This is a genomic window from Blautia sp. HCP3S3_G3 (assembly GCF_052063365.1).
Classification (GTDB): Bacteria; Bacillota; Clostridia; order Lachnospirales; family Lachnospiraceae; genus Blautia_A.
Genome location: NZ_JBQHXR010000006.1, coordinates 118,207 through 140,367 on the forward strand (window position 1 = coordinate 118,207; position 22,161 = coordinate 140,367).

General features: G+C 40.9%; 17 protein-coding genes, 7 tRNA genes, 1 rRNA gene and 1 pseudogene. 3 read left to right on the forward strand and 23 right to left on the reverse strand.

The window, feature by feature from the left end:
* The first annotated feature begins 67 nt into the window (after positions 1 to 67).
* The gene (locus ACTNEW_RS08230; protein WP_441059848.1) at positions 68 to 2,164 is read left to right on the forward strand and encodes a CocE/NonD family hydrolase; all 2,097 of its coding nucleotides are present in this window, start codon (positions 68 to 70) and stop codon (positions 2,162 to 2,164) included.
* Positions 2,165 to 2,345: 181 nt separating this feature from the next.
* On the opposite strand, the gene ACTNEW_RS08235 is transcribed toward ACTNEW_RS08230, so the two are convergent.
* Entirely contained in the window at positions 2,346 to 2,993 is a 648-nt protein-coding gene (locus ACTNEW_RS08235; protein WP_441059850.1) for an L-rhamnose mutarotase, read from the reverse strand.
* 269 nt (positions 2,994 to 3,262) lie between these two features.
* Here ACTNEW_RS08235 and trhA point away from each other — a divergent pair, with 269 nt between their 5' ends.
* Positions 3,263 to 3,925, forward strand: a complete 663-nt coding sequence (trhA, locus tag ACTNEW_RS08240) for a PAQR family membrane homeostasis protein TrhA (RefSeq protein WP_441059852.1) — start codon at positions 3,263 to 3,265, stop codon at positions 3,923 to 3,925.
* Between the two features lie 76 nt (positions 3,926 to 4,001).
* On the opposite strand, the gene ACTNEW_RS08245 is transcribed toward trhA, so the two are convergent.
* The 4 genes from ACTNEW_RS08245 to ACTNEW_RS08260 form a co-directional block, all read right to left on the reverse strand.
* Positions 4,002 to 4,244 (reverse strand): GIY-YIG nuclease family protein, encoded by a 243-nt coding sequence (locus tag ACTNEW_RS08245; protein WP_441059854.1) that lies wholly within the window; start codon positions 4,242 to 4,244, stop codon positions 4,002 to 4,004.
* A gap of 411 nt (positions 4,245 to 4,655) precedes the next feature.
* Positions 4,656 to 5,660 carry a LacI family DNA-binding transcriptional regulator gene (locus tag ACTNEW_RS08250; protein WP_441059856.1) on the reverse strand — a complete coding sequence of 335 codons (1,005 nt, stop codon included), beginning with the start codon at positions 5,658 to 5,660 and terminating at the stop codon, positions 4,656 to 4,658.
* A gap of 287 nt (positions 5,661 to 5,947) precedes the next feature.
* Positions 5,948 to 6,733 (reverse strand): peptidoglycan DD-metalloendopeptidase family protein, encoded by a 786-nt coding sequence (locus tag ACTNEW_RS08255; protein ID WP_441059858.1) that lies wholly within the window; start codon positions 6,731 to 6,733, stop codon positions 5,948 to 5,950.
* A gap of 188 nt (positions 6,734 to 6,921) precedes the next feature.
* Positions 6,922 to 7,761 carry a SpoIID/LytB domain-containing protein gene (locus tag ACTNEW_RS08260; protein WP_441059859.1) on the reverse strand — a complete coding sequence of 280 codons (840 nt, stop codon included), beginning with the start codon at positions 7,759 to 7,761 and terminating at the stop codon, positions 6,922 to 6,924.
* Between the two features lie 123 nt (positions 7,762 to 7,884).
* Between ACTNEW_RS08260 and ACTNEW_RS08265 the strand changes: the two genes are divergently transcribed.
* Positions 7,885 to 9,075 carry a metallophosphoesterase gene (locus ACTNEW_RS08265; protein ID WP_441059860.1) on the forward strand — a complete coding sequence of 397 codons (1,191 nt, stop codon included), beginning with the start codon at positions 7,885 to 7,887 and terminating at the stop codon, positions 9,073 to 9,075.
* Here the strand turns inward: ACTNEW_RS08265 and ACTNEW_RS08270 are convergent.
* From ACTNEW_RS08270 to ACTNEW_RS08355, 18 genes and pseudogenes are all read right to left on the reverse strand, one after another.
* Positions 9,070 to 9,450 carry a hypothetical protein gene (locus tag ACTNEW_RS08270; protein WP_441059862.1) on the reverse strand — a complete coding sequence of 127 codons (381 nt, stop codon included), beginning with the start codon at positions 9,448 to 9,450 and terminating at the stop codon, positions 9,070 to 9,072. The genes ACTNEW_RS08265 and ACTNEW_RS08270 overlap by 6 nt on opposite strands.
* Before the next feature lie 178 nt (positions 9,451 to 9,628).
* Positions 9,629 to 10,132, reverse strand: coding sequence for a hypothetical protein (locus ACTNEW_RS08275; protein ID WP_441059864.1), 504 nt, complete (start codon positions 10,130 to 10,132; stop codon positions 9,629 to 9,631).
* A 94-nt stretch (positions 10,133 to 10,226) separates the two neighbouring features.
* Entirely contained in the window at positions 10,227 to 10,982 is a 756-nt protein-coding gene (locus tag ACTNEW_RS08280; protein WP_441059866.1) for a metallophosphoesterase, read from the reverse strand.
* A gap of 4 nt (positions 10,983 to 10,986) precedes the next feature.
* The gene (locus tag ACTNEW_RS08285; RefSeq protein WP_441059868.1) at positions 10,987 to 11,424 is read right to left on the reverse strand and encodes a hypothetical protein; all 438 of its coding nucleotides are present in this window, start codon (positions 11,422 to 11,424) and stop codon (positions 10,987 to 10,989) included.
* A 205-nt stretch (positions 11,425 to 11,629) separates the two neighbouring features.
* Positions 11,630 to 12,637: a hypothetical protein gene (locus ACTNEW_RS08290; RefSeq protein ID WP_441059870.1), complete on the reverse strand. Its 1,008-nt coding sequence runs from the start codon at positions 12,635 to 12,637 to the stop codon at positions 11,630 to 11,632.
* Positions 12,638 to 12,880: 243 nt separating this feature from the next.
* Positions 12,881 to 17,203, reverse strand: a complete 4,323-nt coding sequence (locus tag ACTNEW_RS08295; RefSeq protein WP_441059872.1) for a hypothetical protein — start codon at positions 17,201 to 17,203, stop codon at positions 12,881 to 12,883.
* 15 nt (positions 17,204 to 17,218) lie between these two features.
* Positions 17,219 to 19,093, reverse strand: a complete 1,875-nt coding sequence (locus ACTNEW_RS08300; RefSeq protein WP_441059874.1) for a hypothetical protein — start codon at positions 19,091 to 19,093, stop codon at positions 17,219 to 17,221.
* A gap of 244 nt (positions 19,094 to 19,337) precedes the next feature.
* Positions 19,338 to 19,853: a hypothetical protein gene (locus ACTNEW_RS08305; RefSeq protein WP_441059876.1), complete on the reverse strand. Its 516-nt coding sequence runs from the start codon at positions 19,851 to 19,853 to the stop codon at positions 19,338 to 19,340.
* An 88-nt stretch (positions 19,854 to 19,941) separates the two neighbouring features.
* A pseudogene (locus tag ACTNEW_RS08310) lies at positions 19,942 to 20,013 on the reverse strand (DUF6783 domain-containing protein); the annotation flags it as partial.
* A 16-nt stretch (positions 20,014 to 20,029) separates the two neighbouring features.
* Positions 20,030 to 20,995, reverse strand: a complete 966-nt coding sequence (locus ACTNEW_RS08315) for a hypothetical protein (protein WP_441059878.1) — start codon at positions 20,993 to 20,995, stop codon at positions 20,030 to 20,032.
* A gap of 296 nt (positions 20,996 to 21,291) precedes the next feature.
* Positions 21,292 to 21,364 (reverse strand) — tRNA-Lys (locus ACTNEW_RS08320).
* Between the two features lie 55 nt (positions 21,365 to 21,419).
* Positions 21,420 to 21,492, reverse strand: a tRNA-Phe gene (locus ACTNEW_RS08325).
* A 5-nt stretch (positions 21,493 to 21,497) separates the two neighbouring features.
* Positions 21,498 to 21,571 (reverse strand) — tRNA-Met (locus ACTNEW_RS08330).
* Between the two features lie 18 nt (positions 21,572 to 21,589).
* A tRNA-Thr gene (locus ACTNEW_RS08335) sits at positions 21,590 to 21,662 on the reverse strand.
* 37 nt (positions 21,663 to 21,699) lie between these two features.
* Positions 21,700 to 21,781 (reverse strand) — tRNA-Tyr (locus ACTNEW_RS08340).
* 13 nt (positions 21,782 to 21,794) lie between these two features.
* Positions 21,795 to 21,867: transfer RNA gene (locus ACTNEW_RS08345), tRNA-Val, on the reverse strand.
* 38 nt (positions 21,868 to 21,905) lie between these two features.
* Positions 21,906 to 21,979, reverse strand: a tRNA-Asp gene (locus ACTNEW_RS08350).
* A 72-nt stretch (positions 21,980 to 22,051) separates the two neighbouring features.
* A 23S ribosomal RNA gene (locus tag ACTNEW_RS08355) occupies positions 22,052 to 22,161 on the reverse strand; the annotation flags it as partial.

Consider the following 22,161-nt stretch of genomic DNA (forward strand, 5'->3'; position numbering starts at 1 on the left):
GTTGATTCCCCCGATTCATGTTATGATACCAAAAACAGAATAAATAAACAAAGCGAGGATTTTTCCCATGCAGATGAATCTTTATATTTCCGGTATTCTCTATGCCCGGCTGGACCTTTATGAATCTCTGGTCTACATAGAGCTTCTGGATCCTTATACCGGTCTTCTGAAGCCGTCAGAACCTCTGACAGACCAGATAACGGCACAGCTCTATACTTTATCACGAATCTCTTTCCAGGGCCTTGCAGAGCGTCTGAGAAACGCACAGACCATTTTGGATGCTAATCCGGCAGTTTCTGAATTTACCCTTCCGGACGGTGCCATTTACCAGCGAAAAGATGAACATCACTACATCCAGAGGCAGATTAAATTTCCTTTAGACCTGCTGACTGACAACGGACGGATCATCGGCGCCCGGACACCAAATCGGGATTCCACATCACTTCTTATTTCGGAAGGCTATGAATCCCTTACACTGCTCCCTCAGTGGAATGCTCTGTACCCAAATACACCTTATGCCCTTGCTCCCGTACAGACGTGCCGGATTCCCATGAGAGACGGCACAAAACTCGCTGCTGATCTGTGGCTGCCGCAGGGAATCACAGAACCTCTCCCCTGTGTTCTGGTACGCACACCTTATGGCCGCCAGGACAGTGCTCCTGCCTATTACCGTTTTGTCCAGCGCGGTTATGCAGTAGTGATCCAGGATGTCCGTGGGCGAAATGACAGCGAAGGAGAATGGATTCCGGATCATTTTGAAACGGAAGACGGCAGCGACACCATTGACTGGATTGCCGCGCAGAACTGGTGCAGCGGTTCTGTTGGAATGATCGGAGGAAGCTATCTCGGCTATGTCCAGTGGGCTGCTGCCGCTTCCGAAAATCCCCACCTCAAAGCACTCATCAGTGAAGTAACTGCCGGAAGTGCCTTTGTGGATATGCCCCGCCATGGCGGTACTTTTTCCAGCGGTACCCTGGCATGGGCTTTTGCTGTCAGCCAGAAAAAAATGAACGACTCTCTGATGGTCCGGGATGACTGGGATCAGATTCTGGCACACCGTCCGCTGGAAGAAATATGTGAAAAAGCGCTTGGCTATCCGGTTCCTTTCTGGACAGAATGGCTATCTCACCCCTGTGATGATGCTTTCTGGCAAAAAGGGAACTGGTATGACCGTTCCGTCAAAAGGGGCGGAATCCATGTTCCTGCACTGATCATGTCCGGCTGGTTTGACGATAATGGCATGGGTACCACCCAGGCACTTGATCTGACCAGTGATTATCCTTCCGGAACACGCAAAGTCATTCTTGGACCCTGGATGCACAGCGGAAACGCCAATTATGATCTTCATGGCATCCCCATGGGACAGAATGCCATCCGATATGATCTGGATCTTCAATTCTTCCGCTGGTTTGAATACTGGCTGAAGGGACGCGAAACAGGCATTACAGAAACTGCTCCTGTAGAATATTTCACCATCGGGGAAGACAAATGGAAAACAGCCGGGAACTGGCCTCCGGAAAATTCCGAAGAATATTCTCTTTATCCGGGCGGTTCACAGGCAAATACCAGTAACGGAAACGGAATCCTTCTGGAAAGTCCGGGACAGTATGGTTCTGACAGCTTCCTCTATGATCCGGAAAATCCTGCAACCCACATCATTGACATGAGCGAAAATGAAATTGAAGTACCGGAAGACTATACGGAACAGGAGCTTCGCCCTGATTACCTCTGCTATACGACGCCGCCCCTGGAACAGCCTCTCACCATTACCGGAGATGCTTATGCTGAACTTTATCTGTCCAGCGATGCTCCGGACACAGACCTGATGGTCCGTCTTACAAAGGTTACCCCTGATGGCCGTTCCATTAAACTGGCCGACGGAATGCTGGATGTAAAATTCCGCAATGGTTTTGACCGGGAAATTTTCCTGGAACCGGGTAAAGTAGAAAAAGTACTCATCCGTACTACAAAAATATCCGCATGTTTCGCCCCGGGTGAGCGTCTGCGCCTGACCATTACCTCCAGTGCAGTAAACTTTGCCTTCCCGAACAGCAACACAAAAGACGGATACAACAGTGCCGTGACAAGAACCGCAAACAATACCATCCACCACGGAACACCCTATCCTTCCCGAATCATTCTCCGGAAAGAGATTAATGCATAATTCTGTAATAAAAAAATTACACAAAAAACAAAATCAGAATAAGAAAACAAATAGAAAAATCCGCTCTTTATCAAAGTTTTCAGCTTTGTAAAGAGCGGATTCTTCCACCACATCAGCTCATAAATAATCACATCTTAACTTGCTTATTTCTCGTAATAATCACGAAAACAAGCTCTAATATTTAAGCATGCCATGCCAGTCTTCTGCTGGAAGAATGATGCTCTCCAGTCATCCAGTCCACATCATTGGTAATCCAGTCCATGATTTCCAACTGGCGCGTTTCCCATGCGATTGTTGTCTGTCTGTCCTCTTCGGTCTCTTCTTTTTCCATAGTAGTGTCGATCTCATCATATCCAAAAATATATCCACCTGCACTCCAGATACTGAAGTTGCTGTCCGGACCCGGATCTACCGTATCACCGCGCTGTTCGATCAGACCGTCATGTCTGCGTTTATACTCCTCTTCACAGCCCGGTTTTAATTTTGTCATAAACATTCTGTGTCGAATCAGTTCTTTATTTTCTCTCACAATGCCAAAATTATGATACATCAGACGCATATCCTCTCCCGGCGTGGAAATCCATGTAAAAGTATCTTCCATTTTTTTCACCAGGGCATCTTTCACTGCTGTCTCTTCTTCTGACAATACCGCACCGTCCGCATTTTCATAATAACCAAAAATCAGGCTGTCCGTATTCCATACGCTGAAATTGTGAATTCCGTTCCTGTCCAGAAAAGCAGTCAGCTCCTGCCAGATTTCTCCCAGCTTCTGGCGGTATGCATTCATCTGTCCCTTTTTCACTTCCATTGCAAACCCATGACGTTCCATAATCATTCCTCCTGTTTCATTCCGTATTTTATTCCATATTTCACGCCGAAAGTTTCATATGTCCATTCGTTTCTTTTTACATTTTACTATAATCCAACCCGATCATTCAAGTATACGATAACCATGATAAAAATAAAATCTCATACCAAAAACAAAAAAGCTCTTGCATTTTCGAATCTTTGTGATATAGTAATCATATATTTTATATGTAGTTTTCAATACTATATCAAGAAGTTTTAGTATTTTTTATCGTTCAGGAGGCGATTCACATGAAATTCAAATTAAAAGACCCCGGAAGCGCTATTACCCACGGAATTGCAATGCTGCTCGCAATTGCAGGTGCAATGCCGCTCCTGTTCAAAGCAGCAAGAGGTACCGATACTCTTCACATTACCGCTTTAAGTATTTTTATACTGACTATGATCCTGCTTTATGCAGCAAGCACCATATATCATTCCATTGACTCTACAGAGAAAGTCAACCGCAGACTCCGAAAAATGGATCACATGATGATCTTCATTATGATTGCCGGAAGCTATACTCCGATTTGTCTCATTGCACTGCATAATCGAACCGGTTATATCCTCTGCGCTCTTGTATGGGCTATTGCAATCCTCGGAATCGTTTTGAAAGGTTTCTGGATCGGCTGTCCCAAATGGGTTTCTTCCATTCTGTATATCGGAATGGGCTGGCTGTGCGTACTGGCATTTGTCCCGATTTTTCATTCTCTGCCGAGAGCCGGTTTTGGCTGGCTTCTCGCCGGAGGAATCATTTACACCATCGGCGGAATTATCTATGCACTGAAAGTTCCTATTTTCAATGCACGTCATAAGAACTTCGGTTCCCATGAGATTTTCCATGTTTTTGTGATGCTTGGAAGTCTCTGTCACTTCATTGTTATGTACTTTTTTGTAGCACCTATGCCGGTATAACATACCGGCATAGAGCATATTTAAAAATTATTTTTCCATAACTTGTAACGCAATTTATGAAAGAATGTCCCAAACTTCAAAAATCAATCAGTTTTTTCTTTTCCTCTCTCGTAAGCTGTTTGATTCTGTATTCTCTCTGCATTGCTTCTTCTTTCGTTGCAAATCCTTCATAATAAACCAGTTCCACAGGCCTTCTGGTCTTTGTATATCTGGCACCGTTACGCCCCTCATTGTGGGCTTTCAGCCGCTTCTGCAGACAGTTTGTCCACCCTGTGTACAACGTCCCATCCGCACACCTTACCATATACGTATAATTCATTTCTTCACTCCATCAACATACTGCAGATTATGTAAAGGACAACCGCCGCCGGAATCCAGCCAGAACCTTCCCTGTTTTTTATCCCGGAGCGTGTTTGAAAATTCAAATTTCCTGTGATAAGAAAAAATCCTGCCCGGAAATCTTTTTATATTACAGGAAAATACGAAACAATTTCCTGTAATACCAAATAAGACGACAGCTGTCCATTCTCTATAAAAAGCAGCCGGCCGATCAGGTATCTTATCATCAAAACCAAAAGCAGGTAGGAGAAATACCGGCTGCGAATGCTTTCCCACCTGCTTTTATTATACGTTCTTTTTATTTTTTTGTGAATCATAACATTATGACCAGTTATTCATTTTCCTATGTGCCAGAGCGTGTTTGAAAAATGCTCAGGAAAGATAAAACTTTTCAAACCGGCGAATTCTTCTGCACTCTGCTGGATTCCTTTTCTACGATCTCATATCCAAGCTTCATCTCTTTTACCGCCAGGGTTTTTCCTGAAAGAATATCCAGCAGCATTCCAACCGCCAGTTCCCCGCTTTTTTCGTAATAATAATGTACCGTTGTCAAAGTCGGCGTTGTCACTCTGCCAAGATCCGAATCCCCGTGACCGGTAACCAGAATCTGTCCCGGAATCTCTTTCTTCTGCTCTTTCAGATACCGCATCGCTCCGATGGCAATCTCATCAGTCGCACAGACAATCCCGTCCAGCTCAGAATACTTTTCCATAAGTTCCTTCGCCTTTTCATATCCGGAATCGATTGTAAAGTCTGCGATTACCACATAATTTCTGCAATTACTGAAACCGTTGTCTGTAACTGCATTGCAAAAGCCCTCGTAACGTTCCGTTCCAACTGCTTTGTCCTTAGCAGTAACTCCCAGATACCCCAATCTGCGGCAGCCACGTTCCAGCAAAAGCTTCGTCATATTGTACATGGCATGATAGTCATCATGATAGACACAATAATATCCGGAAAGCTCCTGTCCCAGAATCACGATCGGGACATTCAGTCCTTTCAGTACCTTCCTGTGTCTGGCTGTAAAAATTGTAGCAATCAAAATAATTCCGTCTACCTGTTTTTCATCAAACGCAGACAGATACTCCAGTTCTTTTTCCGGATTATTCTGTGTGTCCGCAATCAGCAGCTGATAACCACTTTCATTGAGCACATTCAATATTCCGGCTACCATACATCCAATTGACGCAGAATCAATCTTCGGAAGAATCACTCCGATCATTTTTGTTTTTTTCGTCCGAAGAGTCTGCGCCTGTACAGAAGGCCGATAACCTGTTTCCTCCACAACCTTGCGGATTGCCTCTTTCTTTTCCTCAGATATGTACCCATTATTAAAATACCGGGAAACAGCCGCACTGGAAACACCCGCTAATTTTGCAATTTCTCCAATATTCATATTTTCTCTCCTAAAAAACATGTTTCTTTCATTCCGGTATATCTATTTGTTATTCCTATTTATTTCATATGAAACCGATTACACTTTGTATTTTTATTATATCTCGATTCTGTAGAAAAGTAAATTATCAATCATATTATTTTTTTCTGTTTTTTAATTTGAATATTTGTAATCGTTTTCATTTAGTTAAGATTTTCTGTTCTATAATTCTTTATTAGACACACAACTTTCTGACCTTTCCAAACATGCCAACAGGAGACAGCTCTTTTCTGCTGTCTCCTGTATTTTTACGGCAGATACAAAATCGGATCGATTGGTTCTCCATTACGGTTCATGGCAAAATAAAGATTGCTTCCCTCTGTGCTGTAATATTTGGTCGGTGCATTAATATATCCGATAATCGTCCCTTTTTCCACAGTATCACCTGCTGAAACAGTCAGATCCGTCAGCTGTCCGTAAATTGCCTGGTAACCGTTTCCCAGTTCCATCGTCACAGTTGTTCCTGTCTCTGCGGTCTCCTCAACTGCAAAAACTTTTCCCGCACATGCCGCCACTACAGGTGCATTCTCCACTGCCTGCACAGCAATTGCCGGATTTAATTTATACTGATCCAATGTAGGAAAATAAGTAGTCTGATCCATACTGTAATCCAGAAGAATATTTCCGTTTACCGGCCATTCTGTCAGAGTATCCTCCGAAAAATCCAATACTGTTTTTACATTTGCTTCTGCTGCCGTTTCCTCTGTCTGTACGGTATTTTCTCCGGAAGCTATTCCATTTGCCGATTCTTCTCCGGAATCTGCTGTTTCAGAAGAAAACTCCTCCATTCCGTCCAGCGTATCATCTTCCCACATCTCAGCCTCTACCAGACTGGTACCCGCATCTTCTGCAGATAATTCCTCTTCTTCTGCCTGAGCCAGCTCATCAGACTCATCGCTTTCCATCACGACTTCCCCGGACGGATTTTCTTCCTTTGAAGATGTCCCCAGCTGAAAAACAGTCAGTCCGATGGCAGCCACTGCAGCCAGCATCACACTGTTGGCTATCACTTTTACGGTTTTACTTTTCATCATATTCTCTTCACCTCTTCTTGAAATCTCTGTTACTATCTATAGGGTGTCCAGAATATGCAAGTCTATTCAATTTTTCTTCCGATTCTTTTCAAAATTCCTGTAATCATTCACGATTCGCTCATTGCAGGTATTAGAGCGTGTTTGAAAATATCCTCATCCATTCACTTTCCGGTGATACAAAAATACCGTTAACTGCTCATATAGCCACATTCCATTGCAGGAAAATAAGCCTCCAGGATTTCCTTCCATGTATTTCCCGCCTTTGCCATTTCATTTCCCCCATACTGTGAAAATCCCAGTCCATGTCCCCGTCCTTTGCACAAAAAACGATATTTTTTTCCAACCTTTTGAATGGTAAAACTGGATGATGACAGCTGCATTCCCTGACGGAAAGCCTCTCCCTCCAGGATATGTCCGTCTGCCAGAAGACTGGTCACATATCCTGTACTGTCCCTTTCGGAAATCTTCAGATTTTCCGGCATCTGTTCCTGTAAAATATATGTACTGTTCAAATAATCCGGTGACTTTTTATCAGCACTGCTGTCCACGGATTTCAAATAAGAATATGTCTCATCATGAAGTACCTCTGTCCCGCTTCTGGTCTGCCCATTACTGATCTCGTGATATGGCACAAGCTTCAGCTCCCCTTCATACAAAAGTACCTGCCCCTTTGTATCCTTTACCGCTTTTTCATAAATTTCATCCGGCAAAACCCGGGTTATCCAGCTTCCGTCATTGTACGAAAAACCCGAGTTTTCCTGAAGGACATCCAGAACTCCTGAAATTTCTTTTTCTGCCCGAAGCTTCCGATAGAGATTAGATCTGGCAATGACCGCCTGACATTTTATTGTTTCCAGTTCATAATCTGATGTAATCTGTTTTGAAACGATTCCCGGCAAAAAAGCCTCCACATCCACAGGTCTGTCCATAAGTCCTGCATCAAGTCCATTGAACAAAATCGTAATCACATAAGGAAACAGCAGAAATATCAGCACACCTGTAAAAAAAGCCGGAATTCTTTTTTTCATACGACATTCCCATATGCGCTTTTTCTTAATATATGGAGAAACCTGTATTTTTATTATCAGATTTGATATTTCCACAAAACTATGCTAGAGTGTGTTTGAAAATTCATTCCCGGAGGAAAAACAATGGCTGCTTTTTTCATCGCCCCTTTTTATGTATTCATAAATATCTATATTGTTCGCTGGATGTTTTTGTGGATGGGTTCCTGCCATTACCTTTTTCAGACACATATTTTCCGAATTGTGTTTGCAGGTGTCTATATTCTGCTCGCCACCTCACTTCTGACAGGATTTCTCATTCAGAAACCGTTATGGCTCCACCGCTTTCTGAAAAACGTGGGAAACTATTTTCTCGGCACCTTCCTGTATATTCTTCTCGTAATCATCACTGTCGATGCGGGACGCCTGATTTTGAAATATCTTTTCCATGTTTCCTGGATTGGTACGCGCATTGCTTTTGTCACCACCGGATTGATCTGTTTTCTTCTTATTCTTTTTCTGAGTGCATATGGAATCATTCATACAACTCAGGTAAAAGTTACCCCTTACGAAGTAACTGTTGACAAAAAAGCCGGCGGAATAAATTCCATGAAAATCGTACTGGCGGCAGACTTACATCTGGGTTACAGCGCCGGTGCCAGACACACAGAACGGCTTGTCAAAAAAATCAATGCCGAACACCCGGATCTCGTCTGCATTGCAGGGGATATCTTTGACAATGAATACGATGCATTTGACCATTCGGAACGTGTAAAAGCGGCTCTTCGTTCCATTGAATCTACCTACGGTGTTTATGCATGCTGGGGGAATCATGATCTGAACGAACCGATTCTGGCCGGTTTTACCTTTGCCAACGATTCTTCTGAACTTGAAGATGAACGCATGAAAGACTTTCTTGATGACTGCGGGATTCATCTCCTGGATGACAGTTCCACTCTCATAGACGGGAAATTTTATCTGGTTGGACGCAAAGATCCTTCCAGATCCAAAAAGCTTCTGGAAACACGAAAAACTCCTGCCCAGCTTACCGAAAAACTGGACAGGAGCAAACCAATCATCTTTATCGATCACCAGCCAAAAGAGCTGGAAGAAATTTCTCAGGCAGGAGCAGATCTTGACCTCTGCGGTCACACACACAATGGACAGATTTTCCCCGGCAGCCTCGCCATCCGCTTTTTCTGGGAAAACTCATGCGGCTATCTGAAAAAAGGAGATATGCACAACATCGTCACTTCCGGTGCAGGCGTCTGGGGACCAAATATGCGCGTTGGTACAGATAGTGAAATTTGCTCCATCACCGTACATTTTTCATCATAATCCTGTCACTCGGCTCTGCCGGTGACAGGGCCGTACATAGAAACAAAGCTTCTTCTGCCCGCCCACATCCGACTCATAAAGCTTCTTCCGCTTTCCCATATCCGACTCATGAAGCATTTTCCTTATTCCCGCATCTGAATCAAATGCAGTGTTTCCATTCCCACACACAATAACCTTATCCCCCGGCACAACAGAAACGCATCCCGGAAGTTTTCTCTGACCCACACAATTACCTGAAAACCAGTTTCCGAAGAATATTCCTCCTTCTCCCGGTAACTTTACTGATTTTCCTCTGTTTTTTCCTGGAATAAGGCTCATCGCAAGACAAATTACTGCACTGATCACCATATGGAAATATTCTTTCAGACACTTCATACAGACCCTCCTTATTACCATGCCTGTCCTGCTCCGGGGCTGCGCATTACCCCTGTTATGCAGGACTGAAATCTACCGCAGATGCAAAAATTCAGACACTCCAGCTTGTCAGATTTTTCACTGCAATAATACTCTATGCAGCCTTTTTTTCCACTAGAACATCGAAAAATATGTGGGATCAGAATTTTGCAGCAATAAAAGCATACGGCCGGATATACTGGATTTTTTTAAAAGTGTCCTCCTCCCTTTCTTTGATATCCTTTTCTCTCCCGATACATTTATCCACATCCCCTTCTCTGATATTTTCAATATATCCCCATTCATCCACATTTTTATCCAGAATCATCGGAGAAAAACCAAATCCCATCCCTTCTTCATATTCTGTCACAAAAGAAGAAGCCATAAACAATCTGCAAAAACTTCTGACTGCTCTGTTATTACTATTTGCATAAAAAAACTTTTCAATTATCTCCATGATTTTTTCAAAGTCTTCTTTTATAAACAACGCTGCAGCCTTCCGCTCTGTTCCCCAACGTATTACATAAACAGGTTCATCCTTTTTCAAAGGCAGTTCCAGATAAACATCATACTCATCCGAATCTTCCGACATTTTTTTCTTTACTTTTATCCCCTGTTTTTCCGGTAATTTTCCTTCCAGATAATCTTTCATAAACTTCTTCATGATTTTCTCCCACATAATCCTTCTTAAACTGCTCCATAACTTTCCCTAAGATATCCCGCCTTCGCTTCCCTTACTCCAGATTCACACAAACTATTTATACAATCCTCTCAATCTGATCATACAGGCAGACAAACTTATCCTGATATTGCTGATTACTATGATAATGTCCAAAAAACCATTTATCAAACTTCAACCCTTCCTGAAGCAGTTCATCAAAATATTTTGTAAGAATATCCGGCTTCGCCACCCCCGGAAACATTGCTTCCGCAACCGACTGAGGTGCTTCATGGGTAATCACATAATCCACCTGGTACCCATATTTCTGCAGATTCTGCCTTCCATTTTCCATTTCTGCCTCCGAAGGAAGCTCCTCCGGCCACCAGTTCACACCCTCTACACGGAAACGTTTATCCCGGTTCCTGCGCCATCTTCTGATTTTTCCCATATCCTTCACCGGATCCAGGATTCCATCTTCCACATCATGACTGGAAGCTCCGCCAAAAACAAAAAACGTTTTGCCTTCCAACTCATAAATTTCTCCCCGCATCATATGAAGAATGGAAGGACGGATTTCATGAACCTTTCCACCTTTAAAATTTTCTACCGGAAAGCGGCTGATTCTTGGAAAACATTCATGATTTCCATCTGCAAATACCGTCGTAAAATTCTTTTCATTCAACCATTTTAACCAGTACTTTTCTTCACTGCTTTCTCCTCTGTAATCCCAGATTCCCCCGAAATCTCCTGTTACAATTACCACATCTCTTTTTGTCATTTCCTTTTGTTCCGGAAAATTTTCCGTGGAAAAACGCCTGAAATCACCGTGACAATCACCCTCTACATAAATCATTTCTTTACACCTCCAATGTTTTCTGATACTTCCATAATACCCTTGCAGCCAGACCAGCCCCGAGCACTTCCGCACAGGCCAGCATCCCTGTTGTCTGAAGAAACAAAGCAATTTTTATCCATCCCGGATAAACACCATACGACATATCCATATACTCCATCGAAAAAACCACATCCCAGGGAAGCCATACCATCACAGTCAAAAGGCTGACCCACAGGCATTCATTTCCACGACAAAATGAAAACAGAGCATTTATAGCAAATACCAGAATTTCCCCGACAATAAGAATTTTCCATGATAACTTACACACAGACAGAATTCCAATCCCTCCAAACAACAGCAGGAGCATCCAGAATCCTGCCTGTTCCCATTTCCTTTTTCTCTTTTCTCTCCTTTCTTTTTCCCCTCTTTTTTTTATGTACTGTCGTTTTTTATCTCTCATCTCTGTTTTCCTCTTTCTGTTGTGTGCTGTTAATTTCTTTCAAAATAATCGCACCAAATAACTTTCAAACACTCTTTCATGTACTTTTTAAAACAATAATTTCGCAAATTGTTAATCTACTTATCTTTCAAACAATAGTTTCGCAAATGCTCTGGTACACTTATCTTTAAATCAATAGTTCACAGGCTCTCTGATGTTTTCTTCCCTACATTGCAATCATTGCCAGATTGGCAACCAATGAAACCGGAAATAAAACCTGAAAAAGGAAAATTGCCCGATATACAAAAATCAGTGCATATCCGCTCATTCCCAATTTTGCTCGAATTTCTCTCCTTTTTCTTTTGTTAAACACTGTAATCCGTGCTTTGTCCAGAAAATTGTCTACTCCCAGAATTTCCGAAAAAATAAGCATCCCATCCAGATCTGCTCCTCCAACCAGTCTCCATAAACATATATTACTCATTCCAAGAAGAATATTGCAGATTGCACTCATCATAAAAAAGCATCCCAGCGCCGGAAAACATCTTCCCAGAACCAGACAACAGCCCCCGATCCAGAAATTTGCTTCTACTCCTGCTCCCAGAATCTGGATCCTGTGCCATCTGTTTTTTGAAAGCTGCACATCCAATGCCGCATACGCACCAGGCATAAAAAAATCAAGAAATATTCCAAGTTCAAACACCTTCACTCCATAACTCATAGAAGCGGACCCGTGAGCAATTTCATGAAACAGCATTCCCAAAAGCATTCCCGCGATAAAGCCCATCAGTATTTGAAAATCCACCCATTCCATCCTTTCTACATAACGCCCCATATCTTTCAGAAACAGAAAAAGCCCTGCACATAATAAAGGAAGCCATGTCAGAAGAAGCATCCAGTTAAATATTTTAGGATATATGGATTTCTGGAACTTCATTCCCGGAATCCACAAAGTCACTTCCACAGACCCAATCCCTTTCCATATGACTCTCTTTTTTGTCCGGAGAAGCCCGTTTCTTTTCAGCATTCTGAGAATTTCCCGAACTTCCTCTGCTGATGTTCCAGGCATACATTTTATCGGAGAAGTTTTTCCATCCAGCCGTCTCAGGAAACGTGCTGTTTTCATATCCACTTCCAAAGAGGAAATTTTATCATCGGAATAATCACGAATACGACACCAGTCGTCATCCACTTTTTTATAAACCAGATAATTATTGGCTTTTGGATACTTCATTCTGCTTTTCTCCCCTTTCTCTGTTCTGTTTTCTGCCATTATACAGGAAGCGGAATTTTTTTATTTATTTTTATACCACGGGAAAACCAAATCACTTTCCTTCTTATAATGTCAAGCCCTAAACCATTGATTTTCAGGCCTAAATCATTGATTTTTCAGTTTTTTCCTTTAATATAAAAAAGTTGATTCAGATTTCCGAAATACTTTCTTCATCCAAACCAACTTTTCGCTAATACTAACTGTCTATTCCCTGCTGCTCTTTTCTTCTTCCATAACAATCTGAGAAATCTTTCTTCCAGGAGTCATCCTTTCTTCCCCATTCTTTTTGTATAAATCGTCATCTTTGTCTATATATATGATTTTTCCAATCTCAGACAACACTTTCCATTGTTCAGAAAACTCCTGCGAATCCTCTTTCTTATCAAGCTCCGGTCTGGAAGTAATCCAATAAAGTCTGCTTTTTTTCACACCGATTAAATCCACATAATTCCAGACAGAATCTTTTTGCTGAATATTTCGGAAATCTTCATTCTGACTATCCAGTGGTTCTTCCCGAAAATCTTCATTCTGAACATCCAGTAATTTTTCCTGGAAATCTTCGTCCTGATCATCCAGGGATTTTTCCCGGAAATCTTCGTCCCGATCATCTCTGTTCTTCACCTGAAACCACTCTGACACAACTCTGATGTCGTCAAAAATATCATTCCTGATACATTCCTGATATAGCATCATCTTCAAAATCACTTCCGGTTTTTGCAGTGTATCCCGCACAGCTTCGGAAGCATAACGGAAAGAAATATATGTTTCTTTTTCACCTGGATAAATCTCCAGATTCTGAAAAAGATCATAATTTCCATTCAGGTTGATTTCTTCCAGTTCCTCCTGCACAATCTGATCCAGGAAGAAGCAATTTCCCATTTCATCGCATACCTCTTTTTTAGGTACGTCCGTCTCCACATACAAGGTGTCATCTGCCAAAATCAGTAATCCATTCTCCTGTTTTCCCACGGAAAAATGATGCTGAAACGGTTCTCTCGTTACCAACTGGATGATTTCCATAAGCTCTTTTCCAAGCTTCGGTCTGGAAGTCGAAAACATAACAGGCTTATCATCTCCCTCTTTTGGTATGAACAATTCCTGAATCATTTCCCATTTCTCCAGTTTTTTCAGAGAATCTTTCAAACCGGAAAATAGAAGCATTTCACCCGGAATATGTCTGGAGCGATACATCTGTATTCCTTTATCTGGTTCCGGAATCACTGTCCTTATTTTCTTCTCTTCCAGTTCTTTCAAAAAACCTGTAAAAACGGTCCATTTGAAATGATTTTCCTTCCTGCATCTTTCCCACAGATTGACACCCTGCTGCCATTCCAGAACCGGCTCTGGAGAATTTTTGTCAGAAGATACATGATTTTTCCAGCAAAAATCCGCCTTATCTGCAATACCATCTGCTCCCTCTGATAATTCCAGGACTTCCGATACACTCATAAAAACATCTTTCTGAAACATCTCAACAGAAGGATCTCCAAGTGATTTGATTTTTCTGTCCTCAATCACAAATTCCACCGCATCTCTCAACTGCGGATAAGATCTCAATCTGCTTATTGTTTCCGTATCTGCTCCTGTGAGATCTATATAGATTTTGGCTCCATCAAGATAACTCATTCTGGAAGTAACAATCATATGATCCAGACCTTTTCTGCACAAAAATTCCCGATAATACTCTACATCCGGTTTTTCCGTATCAGAAACAAGAATCAATTTCTGAGGTTCCAGCATCAGGCAACTAAAAATATTGTCCAGTGGATTTCCGGACATCGGCCTGATCAGAATTTTCTTCCTATTTTCTTTCTCAGCATCAAACAGCGATGGCAATGCCCTGATAACTTCCTCGTCAGAAATCTTAAAATCATGTTTTTTGATTACCTGAACAACCGGTCTCATCAGTTTTTCCAGCTTTTTCAAATGAACTTCTAATTTTACATCATCAATTTCGTTTTTTTCGCAGCTATTCTTAAATGCTGATAATGCTTTTTTCCAGATTTCCTCACTTTGTATTTCTTTGCGGAAACACTTTGCAACAGCCATTTTCATCCATTGAAATTCGTCTTCCAGATCATGATCATTCTGCATTTCAACAGCAGATTCTATTTCCTCCAAAACTGCAAAAATATCTTTTTTCTTATTTTCTGCAATTCTGCAGATTTCCAGATGAATCCATCGGCTTGCCTGATCCAGCGAATCCAGGAGTTTTATTTTCTCCTCCAGCGTCCTAATATCACGCTTATCTGTCTGCTCCGCGCAGTCCGGAATCATAATCAGATCTTCCATGGTTTCCAGGTCTATTCCCTGCAGCCCTCTTCCCGGCCGGCTTGCCGCCAGACATGGATGCTTGATATGATTCCCGTCCCTTAAATCTTTCCAGTTATTGTTTCCTTCATAAGCATATCTCCGAAATTCTTCCCGGGATGTCTGTCTGTGGCCATGTGTAAGCATATAGGCTGTCCATGACCGATGTTCCAGATATACCAGATTATCAAAATTCTCTTTACATTTTCCATCATTTCTGCTCAGCACCTGTCTGTAAAATTCTTCTGCAGATTCCGGTGATTCCCAGTCAATTCCCACGGAAGCCATTTTGTAAATTCCATGCAATGCACTTCTCTGGGAAGATTCCATATTATAAAAACTGGATTTATAATCATTTTCTATTTTTTTTCGGGAAACATTTGTTTCATTTCCACGATAATAATAAGCGTGAATTTGAAGTCCCATTCGATAAATCCGGGATTTATACATCTTTTCATTGTATTCCTCTGTCACACGCTTCATCCCCATCGCATAACAGTCTATTCCGGAATTTCCGGAAATTTCTTTCATCTGCTCCTGATCATGCCCGGTAAGATAACCAATAAAGATTTTTCTATCCTCTTTCTCTTCTTTTCCAAGAGCACTGATTATTTCCAGATTACCCTGTTCTTCTCCGAACAGAAGCACATAACCCGACTCTGTTATTTTAATAATGTCTGTTATTTCACGCTGATCTGATACCGGATAGAGATGAACATCCGCCAGTTTGCTGTCAACCAGAGAAGTATCGCAGGTATCTTCTGTCTCCTCGTCTTTCCAGTGACAGACAACCGCTTTTCCCAAATCCGGATTTTCATTTTCCGATGTAAACTTTTCCCAGAATTCTTCTGCATCTTCAGCCAGTATCCGTATGGTAAGATCCGCATTCAGCATCTGCGCTCCCGGAAGCACTGTTTTCAGCATCTGTCGCCGCATTTCATGAGAACCAACAATCGAAACATCCAGTTTCCACCTTCCATTCTCCTTTTTGGCATAACGATATACCGGATATTTTTCAAGCAGATGATAACTGAAATAAGAATAGTTGGCTTCCGCGATTTTTTTCTTCGGCATAAATGGAAGGAAACCAATTTCTTTAAGAAGCAGGTTGATTTCCTCGTACATTTCTTTTGCAGAAGAAAACCGGTCATAGTATTCTTTCGTCATAGAATGAAGCAGTATATACCGAATTCGGTCTATAATCGTATTTTTATCCAGATTTTCTTTTCTGCATAATTCTCTTACCAGAAAATCTCCTCTCTGCAGTGACCGAATATCTTCTGTCTGTGGAATTCTTTCAAACAAAAGTTCAAACATCATAACTCCAAGAGAATAGATGTCCAGTCCCGGATTCAGATATTTTCTTTTCCAGTCGTTGCTGAAACCTTCTTTCCTGATGAGGTATATTTCCGGAGCACCATACGGAAGCGTCGTTTTCAGCCCTTCTTTCCTTTCTGATTCCTCCCTCTTCAGCAGACTGTCTGAATCAAAATTTGCCATGATCCTTCCACTATTTTTTATCAGACTTTTTTCATCATATTTTCCCTGATTTTTTCCATCATATTGTTCCGGCTTTTCTTCATCGAACTTTACCAGACTGTCTACATCAAACAGCTTGACCACCTTCGGGGTATCAATACACAGCACATTTCCGGGATGCAGATCCACACAGAGATACCCCTGTTCATGAATGAGAGCAACCGCCTCTGCCAGACGTCCCATGTAAGTAAGCTTTTCTTCCAGACTTTCCATTTCATATTCACGCATGATTTTTCCGGAAAAAATATCGCTGAGTATGTAGATGCTGTCACCAAAACTGGAAATCTTATAAGGTTTTACCATGGCTTCTCCGCATTCTGCATCAGATAGATGATTCTGCAGCGAAAATGCTTCTTCGAATTCCTTTTTCTTTTTCTGATATACTTTTTCTTCTTCCGAATTTTCGCAGACATTTATGGATATTTTTTTTGTCTGCGGATTCCTGGAAATATCAATTCTGGTCGTATAAGGATCCGGATAAAATTCCTTCAGCACCATTCGCCTGCTGTTCTCAAGATCAATATACGCTCTGACCAGATATGACAAACAGGATGCACCTTCTCCAATTTTTTTCTCAATGATAATTCTCTGCCTTCCTGCCTGTCCGTACGAATCAAAATACTCCAGTTCCAATTCGTCCCCTTTTTCCAGACTTATTCGTTTAGAAGATGCCAGCATCTAATTTCCCCCTTTTTACTGTAACGCGATCCTCCATAATTGTCTTAATACTGTAATCGGCTCATCACATAATAAAAGATATGCAAGCAGACAATCGTATGGATTCGCAAGACTAAACAACTGCATTCCGCATTCTTCCAGGATATCATTCACCTGATGTGTAAAATAATCATAAATTTCCCGCTTTCCCGGTTCTTCATTATTGTGCCTTTTCTCATAACTTTTTCTGAAGTATGGAAGTGTATCTGCATATTGATACTTCTCTTTTTCATTGTTCAAAACTTTATCAAAGGCATTTCTGTCCAGAGGCTCTTCTCCAACAAAAGCCAGGAATGCCATCGTTAAAATCTCACTTCTGGTAATATAAATTTCTCTGGATGCTTTCTCATTTCTGGTTCTTAATGCTGCTGCCTTGAATTTTGTATCCATAAACCATGATTCAAGCAGAGTTTTGGTAATCTGTCCGGTTACATCCCCTTCAGAATCACTGGAAAACATCATTTTTCCAATCGTTCCATCATCATCAAAATCTCTGGCTTCCCCATACAGATAACGAAACAGCTTTGAGTCATCAGTTTTTAGAAACATCAGTTTTTGTTCCTCCTCAACAGCCTTAATTCTCTGTTTTCCTGTATTGATTCCCAGAATCCCCGGTATCTCTTTTCCTTCAATCTGAGAAAAAGCTGTATTGGACTGTACAACTATTTTCTCCCCGTTTTTATCAAATGTACTTTCCGGAGAACAGCTGACTACTTCCACTTTTGCAATCGTTTCTTTTCCTGTTTTCGGAAGAATTGTATCTGACACCGTTTGAAATTCTACACGATATCTTTCTCTTTCGTTCTTTTTGCCAATTTCTTCCCAGAAATAAAACACTGTATTTTTCGGTATTACAACTTCTTTTCCATCATAAGTAACCTGAAGTTTTCCTTTTGCATAATTAACCAGGGAATCCGTCTTCTGATCATACGCCAGGATTTCTTTCCCATTCATGAAAATAGCCTTTTCTTTCAATTCTTTATAAATTTCTATAATGCTTCTTTCGCTGGGTTCAGAATTTTTTAAACCCTGCAGAATATCGGCCATTTCCCCTGTGATTGTCTCACTTGACGGATTTAATGGATTTCGAAATAGACAAAATCCCCTCCCATTATCCAATGAATCATCAATCTTTTCTTTGATTTCCAGCGTATAACGATATCTCTCCCCTGTTTCTTCTTTTTTTAACCCCAGATAATACTTCTGTAATTCTATAAAACTTTTCATTTTTGTTCCAGGTTCACCATACGTCAAAACACAGTAAATAATCGCCTCATTTGGATCATAATAATTAAATCCGCTGCGCTGTAACCCTCTCTTCAGGAATTCTTCAAAATCCTCCACAGACATATTAACTGTTACTGCAAACTCAAACAGATCCATTAACTTTTTATATTCCTGTTTGACATTTTCACAAAACTTTTCCAGAGAAAATTTTCCTTTCTTAACCAAAGATTGGCTCTCTGGATAATAACTCTCTCGATCTTCTTCCATAAAACCAAAAATGAGAGATAAAAATTTTTCATAATCAGAATTTTCTTCCCGTTTCTGTTGTTTGGCACATACATTTTCGATATAATCGAGGACATCTCTCCGGAAATATTCATCTTCCCATTTCTGAAAGAGGACCCTTCCTTCGTCATCCATCTCCTTCTCTCTGTAAATAGCTGCAAGATAATTTATTTTATACCAGTATACTGGAATTTTCTGCAGCAGATTTAATAGGGTAAATGTTTCACTGATTGAAGCAAGGTCTTCCCATTCCATAAATCCGGAAAAAAAATCATTATCATAATATTCTTTCTGAAGCTCATTAAATATAGTCGTAAATCCAGTCCTTACCCGTTCCATTTTTATCCTCCGACTTCTACCCTGTATTTAATCAGACCTACATCGCAGAAATAAATGTACTGTTCTTTCTCTACATATATTTTTTTTTACATATGTTGTTTTTTACATATGTTGTTTTTGCATATGTTTTTCTTTGCATATATTTTTTCTTTTGTATATATTTTTCTTTTACATATGTCTTCTTATGTATATATCTTCCTCTGACAGTATTGATAATTTCTGTTCTGTACTGATTATTTTTATTTCAGTATAACATGTCAGAAGTTTTTCTCTCAATAATTTCTTCTCTTATCAGACACTTTTCTTCATTATTTTCCAGGCGAAATCGATTAATTCCGCATATATCCCCTCGCCTTATGCAGACTCTATCCAAGTCATGATTTCTGATTCTTCCATAAGCCTCCTTCAATGTTTCTCTGTGACAGGGACTGGATATCACACACCTCCTTCCATTTCCCTCTGCATAAATACTCCCTTTTCCCCATTGCACAGAAATAAATCTGTTTTTCTTCCAGTCCGCCGCCACAATCATATACGACTGTATTTTTTCTGGATTCTCTATCTGTGCTTCTTCACACAGTTCTCTCCATTTTCTATTTAAAAACACATCAATACTATACTGTACATCCCTCCTGTCTACTTTCAGAAGTTCCTCAAAGTTCTCCTTCAGATACCCGCACAAAAACTCCTCCAAATTTCGTTTTAGCGGCTTTTCTTTCTCTGAATATTCTCCGATTTTTATAATGACTGCTGTATTCATTTTTCCTCCTTAATTATGATCTTAACAAACGCTCAAAATATTTTTTTAATTACTGGAGCATTCCTCTTACAGCGAAATATATCGTTATTTATCGTGGATTATTAAAGCATGTTTGGAAATTCATTCCCGCCATCTGCACGCCCCAATTTCCGGGAAATTTCTTTCTACGATATCAGTTAAGTAAGATACAAGATCTCTCTTACAGAAATATTCCTTCCAGACTTTTCCATGCCTGCGGTTGCCAGTACAATTCTGCTGTCACATCCGGAATCCTGTTTATAGTAAATCCGACAGGAAAAGCTGCTCTGATCTGAAAAACATTTTTCCCCTATACTATTTATTCTTTTTAAAATCCCAGGTATCCGAACTCCCCTGGAAATTCCCACAGACATAAAATTTTTCCCGGTTGTACAATCTGGCTCATATGGAAGCCATTCATTCAGAATAATATCTGAATTCTCAGGGACAAAATCTTCATCATTCCAGACAGAAATATAAACAAGACCTCTTCCAATCAAATCTTTTATCTCATGAAAATCAATTTTAGAATTCCATGTTCCGGAACCAAACAAACTGAACAAAGAATTCAGCAGATATGTCATAAACATATAAGAGTTTTTATATGCATCCTCTAATTTCGCATAATATCGTTGAAAGATTCTGTCATTTTCAATTACTGTCCATCCCACCTGATTTTCTTTCAGAAATTGAAGGACTCTCCTTGCAAGAAAATTATGCCGGTAATCTGTTTCTTCATGAAAAGGAAGGCTGCACATAAAATAAATTGAAGTCCCCGGACAGTTCTTTTTCACGAAATCGGCCAGTTCTTTTGCAGCCAAAGACATAGAACCCCCAAGTCCTGTAACAAAAATCAAAATGGAAAACTTTTGAGTAAATGTTACAGCTGCTTTTTCCATTTCCTCATCTTTCAGAAGCCGTCTTATTTCGGATCCCGGCTCCCACTCATTTCCCTCATAAAAATAATCACTCAGAATTGCTTTCTCATCCGATGCATACCTTTTCAGAATTTCCAAGTCATTGTCTACGAAATATTTTTCCACTTCTATACAAGAACCAGATGACACTTCCGAAACTGCTTTTATTCCCTGCTCTCCGAAGCCAATTAAACCAATCTGATTCATCTTTTCCCCTCCCTTTATCATCGACTGATTGATTGACACTACTTTATCACCCAAAACAAACTGTTCTTGTTTTAGTTATAAATCATACTTGAAAAATTTTTTAATTTTTCATCTGACAATAATGCAGCATATAAGAAATCAGATAGTTCATCTGGCTGGTTATTTATTATTCGTCGTCCTAATAATCGAAGAGTTAGTTAAAGGAAACAAGAAAGAATCCTGCTTTGCAGGATTCTCCGCACTTTCTTGTAATATAAAAAAACACCACTTTCAAAGTGATGTTCCTAAAAATTTAATGAGGCATCGGGGATTCGAACCCCGGACAACTTGATTAAAAGTCAAGTGCTCTACCGACTGAGCTAATACCCCATAAATATTTAATTATTGTTCAGACTTATCATTGTCAATTTCTAGCCTGAACAAATGCCCAGAGCCGGAATCGAACCAGCGACACGAGGATTTTCAGTCCTCTGCTCTACCAACTGAGCTATCTGGGCATAAGTAGCGGGAATAGGATTTGAACCTATGACCTTCGGGTTATGAGCCCGACGAGCTTCCAGACTGCTCCACCCCGCGGCAATATAAAATTTCCAAAGCCGATGATCGGACTCGAACCGATAACCTGCTGATTACAAATCAGCTGCTCTGCCAATTGAGCCACATCGGCGTGCCCTTCGGCAAAAATGATGAACTTAATCATCAAGTGGATGGAGAAGGATTCGAACCTTCGAAGGCGTTGCCAACAGATTTACAGTCTGCCCCCTTTGGCCACTCGGGAATCCATCCATATTGGTTTTGATGGGGCCTATAGGGCTCGAACCTATGACCCTCTGCTTGTAAGGCAGATGCTCTCCCAGCTGAGCTAAGACCCCATTTATGCACTTTACTAATTTCGTCAGCAAAATGCTAACGACCCAGATGAGACTCGAACTCACGACCTCCGCCGTGACAGGGCGGCGCTCTAACCAACTGAGCCACTGGGCCATTTGAAAGTGATTAACACCTTCAAAACTACATACATGTTTGACATTTCCCTGAAAATCTCTTAACCTTGCTTTGGACAAGCCCTCGACCGATTAGTAGCAGTCAGCTCCATACGTTACCGTACTTCCACCCCTGCCCTATCTACCTCGTCGTCTTCAAGGGGTCTTACTTCTTTCGAATGG

Coding starts and splice junctions, on each gene's coding strand:
- ACTNEW_RS08230 (WP_441059848.1), top strand. CDS start 68: ATGCAGATGAATCTTTATATTTCCGGTATTCTCTATGCCCGGCTGGAC.
- ACTNEW_RS08235 (WP_441059850.1), bottom strand. CDS start 2,993: ATGGAACGTCATGGGTTTGCAATGGAAGTGAAAAAGGGACAGATGAAT.
- trhA (WP_441059852.1), top strand. CDS start 3,263: ATGAAATTCAAATTAAAAGACCCCGGAAGCGCTATTACCCACGGAATT.
- ACTNEW_RS08245 (WP_441059854.1), bottom strand. CDS start 4,244: ATGAATTATACGTATATGGTAAGGTGTGCGGATGGGACGTTGTACACA.
- ACTNEW_RS08250 (WP_441059856.1), bottom strand. CDS start 5,660: ATGAATATTGGAGAAATTGCAAAATTAGCGGGTGTTTCCAGTGCGGCT.
- ACTNEW_RS08255 (WP_441059858.1), bottom strand. CDS start 6,733: ATGATGAAAAGTAAAACCGTAAAAGTGATAGCCAACAGTGTGATGCTG.
- ACTNEW_RS08260 (WP_441059859.1), bottom strand. CDS start 7,761: ATGAAAAAAAGAATTCCGGCTTTTTTTACAGGTGTGCTGATATTTCTG.
- ACTNEW_RS08265 (WP_441059860.1), top strand. CDS start 7,885: ATGGCTGCTTTTTTCATCGCCCCTTTTTATGTATTCATAAATATCTAT.
- ACTNEW_RS08270 (WP_441059862.1), bottom strand. CDS start 9,450: ATGAAGTGTCTGAAAGAATATTTCCATATGGTGATCAGTGCAGTAATT.
- ACTNEW_RS08275 (WP_441059864.1), bottom strand. CDS start 10,132: ATGAAGAAGTTTATGAAAGATTATCTGGAAGGAAAATTACCGGAAAAA.
- ACTNEW_RS08280 (WP_441059866.1), bottom strand. CDS start 10,982: ATGATTTATGTAGAGGGTGATTGTCACGGTGATTTCAGGCGTTTTTCC.
- ACTNEW_RS08285 (WP_441059868.1), bottom strand. CDS start 11,424: ATGAGAGATAAAAAACGACAGTACATAAAAAAAAGAGGGGAAAAAGAA.
- ACTNEW_RS08290 (WP_441059870.1), bottom strand. CDS start 12,637: ATGAAGTATCCAAAAGCCAATAATTATCTGGTTTATAAAAAAGTGGAT.
- ACTNEW_RS08295 (WP_441059872.1), bottom strand. CDS start 17,203: ATGCTGGCATCTTCTAAACGAATAAGTCTGGAAAAAGGGGACGAATTG.
- ACTNEW_RS08300 (WP_441059874.1), bottom strand. CDS start 19,093: ATGGAACGGGTAAGGACTGGATTTACGACTATATTTAATGAGCTTCAG.
- ACTNEW_RS08305 (WP_441059876.1), bottom strand. CDS start 19,853: ATGAATACAGCAGTCATTATAAAAATCGGAGAATATTCAGAGAAAGAA.
- ACTNEW_RS08315 (WP_441059878.1), bottom strand. CDS start 20,995: ATGAATCAGATTGGTTTAATTGGCTTCGGAGAGCAGGGAATAAAAGCA.